Source organism: Kitasatospora sp. NPDC053057 (assembly GCF_044546945.1).
Lineage (GTDB): Bacteria > Actinomycetota > Actinomycetes > Streptomycetales > Streptomycetaceae > Kitasatospora.
The window spans coordinates 29,987-41,936 of record NZ_JBITZP010000017.1 but is presented as its reverse complement, the minus strand read 5'-3'; the positions used below and the strand labels follow the sequence as shown (position 1 = coordinate 41,936).

Below are 11,950 nucleotides of genomic sequence, written 5' to 3'. Positions count from 1 at the left end.
CGCCACCGCCCAGGGCCCTGGGCGGTGGCGGACGCGTGACCGGGGCAGCGGGCCGTCAGGCCGTCAGCCACCGTCGGGCCGTCAGGCCAGCGCGGCCTCGACCAGGTCGGCGGCCTTGGCCACGCTGGCACCCGCCCGGACCTCCGCGCTGAGCTCCGCCAGCCGGGCCGCCACCTTCGGGTCGTCGGTCAGCTCCAGCACGGCGGAGCGCAGTGCGGCGGCGGTGGCCTGGTCGGTGTCCAGGCGGCGGGCGACGCCGAGTTCGACCAGCCGGTCGGCGTTCTCGAACTGGTCGGCGGCCTGCGGCACCGCGACCATCGGCAGTCCGCAGTACAGGCCCTCGCTGCAGCCGCCCATCCCGGCGTGGGTGATGAACGCGTCGGCCTGCTGGAGCACCGCGAACTGCGGCACCCACTGGTGCACTTCGACGTTGGCCGGAATCGGGCCCAACTCGGCCGGGTCGGTCGACTTGCCGACCTGCAGCACGACGTGCCAGCCGGACAGATCGCCGAAGGCCTCCAGGCACGCGCGGTAGAAGGCGGGTTGGTGGGTGAAGGCGGAGCCGAGCGAGACCAGCAGCACCTTCTGCGCGTCCTGCGGCCGGGTCCAGCTCCCCTGGCGCTCCCGGTTGCCGAGGCAGGGCCCGGCGAAGGAGAAGACCTCGGGGTCGACCTCGTCTATCCGGGACTGGAGGGCCTGCGGAATGAGCGCGACCCCGCGGTCCGGCCTCAGCATGTACGTGAACATGTCGCGGGGCGGCACCCCGTTGTCGACCAGCCACTGCGCGAACCGCTCCGGAACGCCCTCCGCCTCCAGGGCCTTCAGGACCGTCCGGAACGGCTCCGCCTCGGGGTCCGCGGAGGCGACCCTGGACGGCGAGATCAGCATGGACGGCACGCCCCAGCCATCGGCCAGGACCCGTCCCGCGTACGCCATGAAGTCGTACAGGACGAGGTCGGGCCGATCGTCCTCGAAGGCCTCCCGCATCAGCGGCAACATGGCCTGCGCCTCATCGAAGATCATGCTGTGCACATTGATCCCGGGTGTGACGGCTCCCTTGAGGACCGTCAGGCCCGTGTCATGGGGCACGAACCGGGCGCCGGTGGCCTCGATCTGCTCGGCGAATGACGGGTCGTTCACGTAACTGACCCGGTGGCCACGGGCGACCAGCTCCCGGATCACCTCCAGGCTGGGGTTCACGTGGCCGTGTGCCGGGATGTTCACCATGGCGATATGTGCTGGGCGGGGCATTGTCGGTACCTCTCCTCGTACGTCGTCACGAGTTCTGCGTTCCAGGCTGACGTTACGTCAACTTATCTACGGGGGTGGTACGCAGGGTGGCGGTACGGACGAGTGCCCGGCGGCCCGGCGGTCGGGGCCGTCAACTCCCGTGCCGGGCCGCCGCTTTGGCGGAAAGCGTGTCAGGAACGCCAGGCCGCGCTTGAGGTGGGTGAACACTCGGTGCCGATACTTCGTCACGCAAACCAAGTGGGCACGCATGGCGAAAGCGCACTGCCTAACTGGTGGGTTTCCTGATATTCAGCCATAAACCAACCGTAGTACAGTGGTTGTCATGCAGCTCCGGTATGCCTTCCGCCTTTACCCGACGGTAGGTCAGCGCCAGGCGCTGGCCTGCGCGTTCGGGTGCGCGCGGGTGGTGTGGAACGACGCGCTGCGCGTGCGTCAGGACGCGCACGCGGCGGGGCTGCCGTTCCCGAAGTCCGCCGACCTGTCGAAGTCGCTGATCACGGCGGCGAAGAAGACCGAGAAGCGTGCGTGGCTGTCCGCAGCGCCGGTCGGCGTCCTCCAGCAGTCGCTGCGGGACCAGGACCAGGCATGGCGGAACTTCTTCGACAGTGCCAGTGGCAAGCGCCCCGGCCCGAAGGTCGAGCCGCCCCGCTTCAAGACCCGGCGGGACAACCGGCAGGCTGCTCGGTACACCCGCTCCGATCGCTGGTCGATCACCGATGTAGGCCGACTGCGCCTGCCGAAGGTCGGCGATGTGAGGGTCACCTGGTCGCGGCGGCTACCGTCCGATCCGTCGTCGGTGACGGTGGTCAAGGACCCGGCCGGGCGGTACTGGGCGTCGTTCGTGGTCGAGACCGATCCCGCCTCCGATCTCCTCCCCGAGGTCGATACGGACTGTGGCATCGACCTCGGGCTCACCCACTTCGCGATCACCGACCAGGGTGTGAAGATCGACAGCCCTCGGTTCCTGCGGCGGGCGGAGAAGAAGCTCAAGAAGGCGCAGCGGGTCCTGTCCCGGAAGGTGAAGGGGTCGAAGAATCGGGACAAGGCCCGGGTCAAGGTGGCCCGTGCCCATGCGAGGGTGGCGAACGCGCGTAAGGACTGGCTGCACAAGCTCAGCACTCGGCTGATCGGTGAGAACCAAGCCGTGTATGTCGAGACGCTGAGCGTGCGAGCTCTCGCCCGCACGCGCCTGGCGAAGTCCGTGCACGACGCCGGATGGTCGCAGTTCCTCGGCATGCTGGAGTACAAGGCGGTCAAGGCCGGACGCCAACTGGTCAAGGTGGAGCGGGGGTTCCCGTCCTCACAGTTGTGCTCGGCCTGCGGTGTCAAGGATGGACCGAAGCCGTTGAACGTCCGCTCCTGGACGTGCGGCGGCTGCGGTAATGTCCATGACAGGGACGTGAACGCGGCCCGGAACATCCTCTTCGAGGGCCGCCGCAGCCGGGCGGCCCTGACGCGGCAGCACATACCGGGGGACGTCCCGGCCCTCACCGGGTGACCGAGTGAGGTAAACGCCTGCGGATCGCTGGAAGACCACCCGGTCGGTCATCGGGAGGCAAGCGAGCAACCCCCCAACTACGGGGGAGGAACCAGGAACCAACCATCACGCCCCTCGCGCAGCGATACCGCGCGAAGCGTGGTAGGAATCCCCGTGCTTCAGCACGGGGAGATTGGGAGTCAATTGACGTAGATCCGGCCGAGCGCCTCCTGCACGAGGTCCTCGGCGAGGTGGGTGTCCCCGCCGGTGAGCAGGAAGGCGGTGCGCAGCAGGTGCCGGGCGCGGGAGGCGACGAAGTCCGGGAACTCCGGCCAGGGTGGTTCGGCCGCTTCTTGATCCATGTCTTGGTAACGCCGTGGGCCTGGGGTCGTGTGACAGTCCGGTCGCCGTCGATTGTTCCGGACGGCGCGCCCGGGGTGTTCGACGGGTCGCCGCCGGAGGGCGAGTCAGGTCAAACGGTCGGCGCGGCGCAGGGCCGCCGTGCCCAGGGCCAGCCAACCGGCGGCGAGCAGCCAGCCGCCGAGGACGTCCAGCGGCCAGTGCACCCCGAGGTAGATCCGGCTGAGGCCGACCGCGGCCGCGAACGCGACAGCGACCGCGGTAGCGGCCCGGGTGGCCGTCGGGCGGGCCCGGGCGACGGCCAGGGCGAGCAGGCCGGCGCAGACCGCGGAGGTGAAGGAGTGCCCGGAAGGAAAGGAGAAACCGGACGCGTCGGCCGCCCAGTTCGGCCGCGGCGGCCGAGGACGGGCGAAGACGTGCATCAGGCCCAGGCGCAGGAGTTGGCCCAGGCCCAGCCACAGCACCGGGGCGAGGAACAGTACGGCCGCCCGGCGCGGAGGCCGCGGTGTGGGCAGGGCCCGGAGGGCGACGGCGCCGGCGGCCAGGGCCAGCAGGTAGGGCACGGCGCCGGAGCCGAGCGAGGTGATCACCACGGCTACCGTCCGGACGGTGGACGGCCGGTGCGCGGCGGACCAGTCGTTGGCGTCCCGCTCGAAGCCGTACGGCGCCCAGCTCTGCTCGGCCAACAGCGCGGCCAGGGCCGCGAACAGCAGCAGCGAGACTCCGGCCACCACCGGCCACCGGCGCGGACGGCCGGGCGGGCGGACCTTCGGCGGGCTCGGCGGGCTCGGCGGGTGGCTCATCGCGGGCTGCGTCCTTCGTCGGGGAGCGGGGGTGCGGTTCGGTCCCCGTTCCCCATGCTGGGGCTCGCGGCGTTCGGCTCGGTACTCAGCCACACCACGCGTCGCGGTCGGGCGGTCAGATCCCGCCCATCGGGCGGAACATGCCGATCGAATCGTAGTGGGCGGTGTCCAGGAAGCCGAACCGCTCGTAGGATGCGCGCGGGTCCGTCCGCGAACATCGAGACGTAGGCGGTCGCGGGCGCCCGGCGGTCCAGTTCCTCGGTGAGCGGCCATGATGCGCTTGCCGAGGCCCTTGCCCCGGTGGGCCAGTGCACGCAGAGGTCGACGATGGGTGTTCCGTTTTTATGAACTGTCTTAACTCATTTGGTTTTAACCATTCGTTACGCGCAATCCCTTCCCGTTGCACCGTCCGACCCGCAAGGCTTCCGTCGGATTCCGCCGGGCCGCGCGACCGCACGACCCGCCGCAATGGGGAGGACCCGCCACCGTGTCCAACAGGTACCGTCGAAGGCTGCTGACCGGCGCCGTCACGCTCACCGCGCTCGGCCTGACCACCGCTCAGGCCATCGCCGCGCCCGACACGTCCGACTCGCGCCCGCGCCAGGCGCAGCACCTGGCCGAGATCGGCCGGCAGCACGCCGCCAAGGTCACCGGCGCGAGCAGCGGCAAGCACACCTTCGCTGCCAAGGCCGACGCCGCGGGCGGGGGCGACGGCGGCGCCGACGAGGCGGAGAACTCCGCCGAGGGCGTCGCCCAGTACACCGAGGCGCGCACCGCGCCGGGCGTGGTCGCGCCGGGCGCGTACGGTGCGGCCTGGTCGCAGTTGCAGTCGATGCCGCACACCGACGGTTCGTGGAAGCACGTCACGAAGAAGCCGTACAACGAGGACGACCCGCGGTACCGGGACGCCAACTCCAACTCCAGTGGCGGTGCCGGGTTCACCACCGGTCGGATCACCGGCATCGCGGCCGACAACGACGGTTACGTGTACGCGGGCGGTGCCAACGGCGGCGTGTTCCGCTCCCGTGCGGGTGGCGGCCAGTGGGAGCCGATCGCGGACAAGCTGCCGACGTTGTCGACGGGCACGCTGAACCTGGACGAGGGCGGGCGACTCTGGTACGCCACCGGCGAGTCCAACACCGGCGCCACCTCGTACGTCGGCACCGGCGTGTACGTGCTGTCCGACCCCAAGTACGGCAAGTTCCAGCCCGGCAACCGGGTCGGCGGCGCCGAGCTGGAGTCGACCATCATCCACGCGCTGCGCTTCGGCGGCGGCAAGGTGTGGGCGGCCACCAGCCGGGGCGTGTGGAGCCACTCGACCTCCGACCTCTCGGGCCCGTGGACGCTGGAGTTCGCGCCCAACCCCGAGTACCTGCCCGGCGGTTCGAAGGCCAAGGACGAGAGCGCGCCGTACAAGAACATCGCCAACGACATCGCGATCGACCCCAAGGACCCGTCGAAGGTGATCCTGGCGGTCGGCTGGCGCGGCGGCGACACCTACAACGGCTTTTACAGCAAGGCCGCCGACGGCAGTTGGCAGCGGGTGTCCTCGCTCGGTGACCTGCCGACGGACGCCGCGAACGTCGGCAACGTGACCTTCGCGCGCTCGGCGGACGGCTCGCGCTACTACGCGATCGACCAGTCGCCCGATGTCATGGCGCACAACCCGGACACCGGCCTCAAGGGCATCTATGTGTCCAAGTCCGGTTCGCCGTCCGGTCCGTGGACGCTGATCGCGGACAAGGACAAGATCAAGAACTCCGGTTCGGCCCTCCAGGGCGCCGGCTACCAGCCGGGCATCCAGGCCTGGTACAACCAGTTCCTCCAGGTCGACCCGGCCAACCCGGACCACCTGTACGCGGGCCTGGAGGAGGTGCTGGAGACCAAGGACGGCGGCGCCAGCTGGTCCGTCCCCGGCCCGTACTGGAACTTCCCGTTCCCGTGCTGGAGCATCGACCCCACGAAGGTCACCGGCAACTGCTCGCCGACCGTGCACTCCGACCAGCACGCCGTCGCCATCGGTTCGTACCACGGCAAGCCCAGCGTGTACGTCGGCAACGACGGCGGCATCTACCGCCGCCCGGTCAACGGCTCCGCCGACGCCTCCGGCCACGCCACCGACTGGAAGTCCCTGGCGGACGGCACCATCGACACCCTGCAGTACTACTCGGTCGGCGTCGGCAAGGACCCGGCGGACAAGTCCGGCCGGGGCGTCATCGTCAGCGGCGGCATGCAGGACAACGGCGAGTCGATCCTGCGCGCCCACGACAAGGTGATGGGCTCCAACTTCGGCGGCGACGGCGCCGACACCCTGGTCGACCCCAACAACGGCTGCAACATCGCCGAGGAGTACGTCTACCTCGACATGTGGGTCACCCAGAACTGCGCCGTCAACGACGGCTCCGGCAACACCGACCCGAGCAAGGCCACCTCCTACGAGGTCGCCCCGCCCGACAAGGCCACCAGCTCCGCCCGCTTCATCGCGCCGCTCACCACCGACCCCAAGGACACCAACACCTGGGTCGCCGGCGGCCAGCACGTCTGGGTCCAGCACAAGGGCTACGCGATCCGCAGCGGCAGCGAGTGGACCTCGGCCTACGACCTGGGCGCCGGACACGTCGCCACCGCCGTGGCCACCGTCAACGGCACCGTCTACGCGGGCTGGTGCGGCCCGTGCAACAACCAGGGCTTCAGCCGCGGCATCGCGGTCGGCAACACCGACGGGACCGGCTGGCACCAGCTGAACCTGCCGGTCGACGGCACCCTGCCCAACCGCTACATCTCCTCCTTCGGGGTGGACGAGAAGGACGCCAAGCACGTCTTCGTCGCGATCAACGGCTTCTCGCGGACCTGGACCGAAGGCCCCGGCGCGGGCAACGGCCACCTCTTCGAGACCCACGACGGCGGCGCCACCTGGACCGACGTCTCGGCCAACCTGCCCGACGTCCCGGCCACCTCGGTGAAGATCCTGCCCAACGGCGGCCTCGCCCTCGGCACCGACCTCGCCGCCTTCTACCGCGCGCCGGGCGAGAGCGACTTCTCCGTCCTCGGCCGCAACCTGCCCACCACCGCGGTGCAGCAGCTGAAGACCGGCCCGGACGGCCGCCTCTACGCCGCCACCTTCGGCCGCGGCATCTGGTCGATCGACCCGTGCGACCTGTACGACAACGACGACAACCAGGGCGACGACAGCCAGAACTGACCCGCCGCCAACGCCCTACCGGTGCCCGGCCCGCTCACCTCGAGCGGGCCGGGCACCGGCGTTCCGGAACCAGCACGGCACCCTGAACGTCCAACCCCGGAACCGCACGAGACCGGAGACAACCCACTGTGAAGCGACGCCTCGCCCTCCCGGCAACCGCCCTGTTGCTCATCCTCACCACCGGCGCCTGCGTCTCCGGCAGCGGTACCACGCCGACCCCGACCACCCCGAGCACGGCCCCGGCCCTGTCCGGCACCACGAGCCCCACCACCCCCGCCCCGCCGACGACCACCCCGACACCCCCCGCCGGAACTCCGGAGCCCCCCACCGGCACCCCGGCCCACAAGCCGACCGCCACACCGACCCACGCCCCCACCGCAACCGCCCCGACCCCGGCCCCCACCCTGCCCCCGAACAACGGCGACAACCCGATCGACCTCCAGCACCGCCCCGGCGCCACCCCCTCCCACCCGGTGGGCTGAGCAGGCCTGCGCTGCTCCGAACCTTCGGATCGGGGTTCCAGGGTGAAGTGCTCGGCGGGAGGAGCGGGATGACATCCGGAGGTCGCGGCCACCGGCCCGGCGATCTGAGCGCGATCGGCCGTCGAGGTGGGGTCGACCCGGGCCTCCGCCTGCGGATACACCAGACCGGGTGCGACGGATCAAGATTTGGCAACAGTCGCCCGACTCCTTGTCCTCCGAATTGTTAGCGTTAACAATCTTCCAAGGGCGAAACAGCGACGCCACCTCCGGTTCACCAGAACGGCCCGGGAGTGACGCCGCCGGACCGCGCCCGGGCCGCCGCCACCCCGGCAACATCGCAGGAAGCACCCTGATGAAAAGTCCATGGCACGCACTGCTGGCGTCCGCGATCGTGGCGGCGACGACCGTGCCCGTCGCCCTGGCACCGACCGGCGCCGTCGCGGCCGACGGTGACATCACCTCGTCGATCCTCGCGAACAGCGACGTGATCCTCGGCGGAAACGCCGTGGTGAACGTACCGCCCGGGACGCACACCTACTCGGGGGTGATCAGCGGGCAGGGGTCCTTGCGGATCGCCGGTACGGGTACCTTGATCCTCACCAAGGACAGCACCTTCACGCTGCCCGGCTCCCAGCAGGGCCAGTCCGTCAGCATTCCCGGTGGGAACCACCCCTATGTGGTCGTCAGCAACCCCGACCGGCCGGCGATCACCGTCGACGCCGGCGCCACCCTGCAGTACGGCAACGGCGGAACCACCGGCCTGATCGGCGCCTTCCCGTACAACTCGCCCGGTTACCAGCAGAACCAGGACAACATGCGGGTGGACGGCACGCTGAACCTGTCGCTCACCCGGCTGTTCAATCTGGGCACCATCAGCGGTTCCGGGACGATCGTGCAGCCCCGCAATCTGTGGGGGACGCTGCAGCTGTGTGGAAGCAGCCCCTTCTCCGGGGTGCTCGACATCGGCACCGGCGCCAACTACGGCAGCACCACCTGCGCGGCCGACCTGCCGAACGCCAAGGCCGTCCTCAACCGCGGCTCATGGATCATCGACACCCCGCTGAACCAGACGGTCGTCCAACGCCAGAACTTCTACAGCCGTGAATACGGCAACGACGTCAACGTCCACTCCCGGCCCGGCAGCAAGGTGGTCCTGACGGGCACCTACAGTTACAGCGACAACACCGACACGGCCTCTCCGGCGCTGAGCGACAGCAACCTCAACTGGGTGACGGTCGCACACCGGTTGAACAAGCGCGGCACCAACATCGAAGGTGCGGACGTGCAGTGGGGAGACGGCACCACCCACCAGATCTTCATGCCGGGCACGGCCGAAACGGCGTACATAAACCTGCACGCCAGGTCGCAGCGCTCACGGCTGACCTTCGACTACAACGGCCCGGTCACCCTCGGCCTGCCCATCGGCGGGGGGATGTACCACGACACCCTCGCCGCTCCCGGGGCGGGCGACATCGTCATCGCCGGCACGTCCGGGAACGATGTGACCTTCGCGGCGGCGCAGTTCTACGACGGTTCCACCACCATCCAGCGGGGTGCCACGCTGCGCCTCGGATCCGGGACGGCAGGAGCGGACGGCAGCCTCTACACGAAGGGCACTCTCGACGCGATCAGCGACAACGGGTCGCTGATCATTCAGAACGTCCGCACGCCCGTAACCCTGCCGGCGGTGTCCGGCTCCGGATCGGTCACGCAGAACGGCACCGCGACGACGACGCTGACCGCCGTCTCCTACACCGGCGCCACCACCGTGGCCAAGGGAACGCTCGCGGTGGCCGGTGCGTCGCTCTCCTCGTCCAGCGGGGTCGCCCTCACCGATGCGTCCGCGGTCCTCGATCTCGGCGCGGCGACGTCGACGACGCTGCGCAAGCTGGAGGTCGTCACGGGCGCGAAGATCATTCTGCCAGGCGGAGCGCAGAGCTTCACCGTGGGCTCCCAGGACGCCGCGCTCTCCGGCGACACGCTCAGCATGGGAGGAGTGTCCTTCTCGGTCGCCCGTACGGCGGGTCGCATCGAGCTGACGGCCGTGACGGGGGCCACCGAGTCCGCCTCGCCGTCGGCGAGCTCCACGGGCGAGCCAGCCGGCCAGGCCAGCGCCTCGGCCTCGGCGGGATCCACCGCCGACACGCCCGCGGCGCGGGCGGGCGGTGCGGTCTGGGAGACACCGGCTGCGGTCGCCGCGGCCCTGGCGGCCGCAGCCGGTGTCGTCCTTCTTGTCCTCAGGACCCGGCGCAGGCGTGGGCACATCGGCCGCCGCCGTCGGCACGGCCGCTGACATGGGGGCGGCTTGGTAGGACGAGCCTGGCTCGTTCGAGACCGTGTGCGGGGTTCGCCCGATTCGAGGATTTGATCGATTCGGTGGTGTTCGGAAAGCCGGTCGGTGGCAGGTGGACCTCCCGGAGGAGGGCCTGGGAGAACCAGTCGTACCATTGCCGACCTGTGGGTTTGCCGAGGCGAAAGAGGGCGGGCGGGTGGGTAGGGGCGAGTGGGCAGCCGGGCTGGGGCGGCTGGTGGGGGCGGCGGCCGAACTGGGGGAGGCCGGGCGGCAGGCCGTGCTGCGGGGCGGGCGGTCGGCGGCGGGTGGGCGGTGGGCGCTCGCGGCGCTCGGCTCCGTCGCGCCGCCGCAGGTGCCGGCCACCGAGCCGTGGAAGCTGTCGCTGGGCACGCTGATCGGCCGTCACCCCAGGACGCCAGCGGTGGCGCACAAGCTGCTCGGGCTGCTCGACGGCTACGGGGCGGTGCACCTGGGGCCGTCGAAGGCCGGTTTCGACGGTGAGGAGGTGGAGTGGGACAAGGTCGTTGAGCTACGTACCCGCAACGCCTTCGAGGTGCTGACCACCAGCGCCCTGGAGCAGGACGTGGACCGGATCCGCGAGTTCCTCCCGCCGGTGCCCGGCCGCAAGTGGGCCGTCACCAAGGCCGGTGAGGCGCTGGCAACCGTCGTCCTCGCGGCGCTCGAACGCGGCTCGGTCGACCAGCGGCTGGACGAGCTGACCGTACCGGCCCAGATCGTCCACCGCGGCCTGCTCGGCCGGCCGCGGACCCTGGACGCGGGCTGCTTCGCGGCGGCCACGCTGGTCATCGTGGGCCAGGCCGGGGAGAGCCTGATCGCGACGGCCCGGCAGCGCGGCATCCCGGTCCGGCCGGCCGAGGCCGCGGCGGAGGACGACCGGGCGGAGCACGTTGCGGTGCTGCGCGAGCGCACCGACGCCGTCGCCCGGCTGTTGAAGCGGATCGAGGACAGCGACCCGGAGGTGGCGGACGCACCGCCGCAGGTATCGCTCGACAAGGCCCCGCTCGACCGCGGACCGCTCGGCCACGGGGCCTGAAGGGGCGGAAGTGGCTGCAGGGATGGCGACGGTGTTCCGCGGCGAGGAGCTGCCCGCGAAGGAACGGTTCGACTGCTGGCGGGAGTTGCTGCAGCGGACGCGGGCCTGTGAGGCGACCAGTGCCCACGCCGATGACTTCCGGGCGGAGCTGAGGCGTTCCGAGCTGGGGGAAGTGGTGCTCTTCGGGACGTCCTTCCCCTCGGTGCGGTTCCGGCGGACCGAGCGCATGGTGCGGCGCTCGGACGAGGGCGTCTACCACCTGTCGTTCCTGCAGGAGGGCAGCATGACGCTGACCCGCGGCGCCGGCCGGACGGAGACGCTCAGACCGGGCGACCTGCACCTGGTCGACAGCTCGACCCCGTACGACCTGCGGACCTTCGGCGGCCCCGCCGCCGGTCGGGCGGAGCCCCGGCTGTCCGGGGTGGGCATCGACTTCCCCGCCGCCCTGCTGCCGCTTCCGCCGCACCGGCTGCGCGACCTGCTCGGCCGCGGGTTCTCGGCGCGCGCGGGCTCGGCCGCGCTGCTGTCGGAGTTCCTGCTCGGCCTGGACCGGCAGGCCGCCGCCCTGGGGCCGGCCGAGGCGGCCCGGCTGGGGACGGTCGTGGTCGACCTGGTCGCCGCGTGGCTGGCCCGGGAGCTGGACGCCGAGTCCGAGGTGCCGGACGACGCCCGGCAGCGGGCCCTGGCGGAGGGTGTACGGGCCTTCATCCGGCGCAACCTCCACGACCCCGAGCTGTCGCCGGCCACGATCGCCGCCGCCCACCACATCTCCGTCAGCCACCTGCACCGGGTCTTCACCCGGCAGTCGCAGGGCGAGACGCTCGCCGCCTGGATCCGGAGCCAGCGGCTGGAGCGGGCGCGCCGCGACCTCGCCGACCCGGCGCAGCGCGCCACCCCGATCCACGCCGTCGCCGCCCGCTGGGGCATCCCGCGGGCCGACGACTTCAGTCGCGCCTTCCGGGCCGCGTACGGGCTCTCGCCCCGCGAGCACCGGCACCGGGAGCTGGCCGGGCACGTGGGGAAGTAGG

The 11,950-nt window shown here is 71.0% G+C and carries 9 protein-coding genes and 1 pseudogene; 6 read left to right on the top strand and 4 right to left on the bottom strand.

Annotated features, from left to right (window positions below; all coding sequences use genetic code 11):
• Positions 1–81: 81 nt before the first annotated feature.
• Positions 82–1,251, bottom strand: a complete 1,170-nt coding sequence (locus tag ACIG5E_RS19290; RefSeq protein ID WP_396534741.1) for a macrolide family glycosyltransferase — start codon at positions 1,249–1,251, stop codon at positions 82–84.
• 322 nt (positions 1,252–1,573) lie between these two features.
• Here ACIG5E_RS19290 and ACIG5E_RS19285 point away from each other — a divergent pair, with 322 nt between their 5' ends.
• Complete coding sequence (locus tag ACIG5E_RS19285; RefSeq protein ID WP_396534959.1) at positions 1,574–2,749, top strand: RNA-guided endonuclease InsQ/TnpB family protein; 1,176 nt, start codon at positions 1,574–1,576, stop codon at positions 2,747–2,749.
• Positions 2,750–2,928: 179 nt separating this feature from the next.
• On the opposite strand, the gene ACIG5E_RS19280 is transcribed toward ACIG5E_RS19285, so the two are convergent.
• From ACIG5E_RS19280 to ACIG5E_RS19270, 3 genes and pseudogenes are all read right to left on the bottom strand, one after another.
• Positions 2,929–3,090, bottom strand: coding sequence for a hypothetical protein (locus ACIG5E_RS19280; protein WP_396534971.1), 162 nt, complete (start codon positions 3,088–3,090; stop codon positions 2,929–2,931).
• Between the two features lie 105 nt (positions 3,091–3,195).
• On the bottom strand, positions 3,196–3,891 hold the full coding sequence (locus ACIG5E_RS19275; RefSeq protein ID WP_396534739.1) for a phosphatase PAP2 family protein: 696 nt from the start codon (positions 3,889–3,891) through the stop codon (positions 3,196–3,198).
• Between the two features lie 115 nt (positions 3,892–4,006).
• A pseudogene (locus ACIG5E_RS19270) lies at positions 4,007–4,220 on the bottom strand (GNAT family N-acetyltransferase); the annotation flags it as partial.
• 158 nt (positions 4,221–4,378) lie between these two features.
• On the opposite strand from ACIG5E_RS19270, the gene ACIG5E_RS19265 reads away from it, so the two are divergent.
• The 5 genes from ACIG5E_RS19265 to ACIG5E_RS19245 all read left to right on the top strand — a co-directional run bounded on the left by ACIG5E_RS19265 (position 4,379) and on the right by ACIG5E_RS19245 (position 11,949).
• Positions 4,379–7,093 (top strand): glycosyl hydrolase, encoded by a 2,715-nt coding sequence (locus ACIG5E_RS19265; RefSeq protein ID WP_396534737.1) that lies wholly within the window; start codon positions 4,379–4,381, stop codon positions 7,091–7,093.
• 128 nt (positions 7,094–7,221) lie between these two features.
• Positions 7,222–7,575, top strand: a complete 354-nt coding sequence (locus tag ACIG5E_RS19260) for a hypothetical protein (RefSeq protein ID WP_396534735.1) — start codon at positions 7,222–7,224, stop codon at positions 7,573–7,575.
• Between the two features lie 169 nt (positions 7,576–7,744).
• Complete coding sequence (locus tag ACIG5E_RS19255; RefSeq protein ID WP_396534733.1) at positions 7,745–9,868, top strand: autotransporter; 2,124 nt, start codon at positions 7,745–7,747, stop codon at positions 9,866–9,868.
• A gap of 196 nt (positions 9,869–10,064) precedes the next feature.
• Positions 10,065–10,922 (top strand): hypothetical protein, encoded by an 858-nt coding sequence (locus ACIG5E_RS19250; protein WP_396534731.1) that lies wholly within the window; start codon positions 10,065–10,067, stop codon positions 10,920–10,922.
• Positions 10,923–10,944: 22 nt separating this feature from the next.
• Positions 10,945–11,949 (top strand): helix-turn-helix domain-containing protein, encoded by a 1,005-nt coding sequence (locus ACIG5E_RS19245; RefSeq protein WP_396534957.1) that lies wholly within the window; start codon positions 10,945–10,947, stop codon positions 11,947–11,949.
• Position 11,950: the final 1 nt, after the last annotated feature.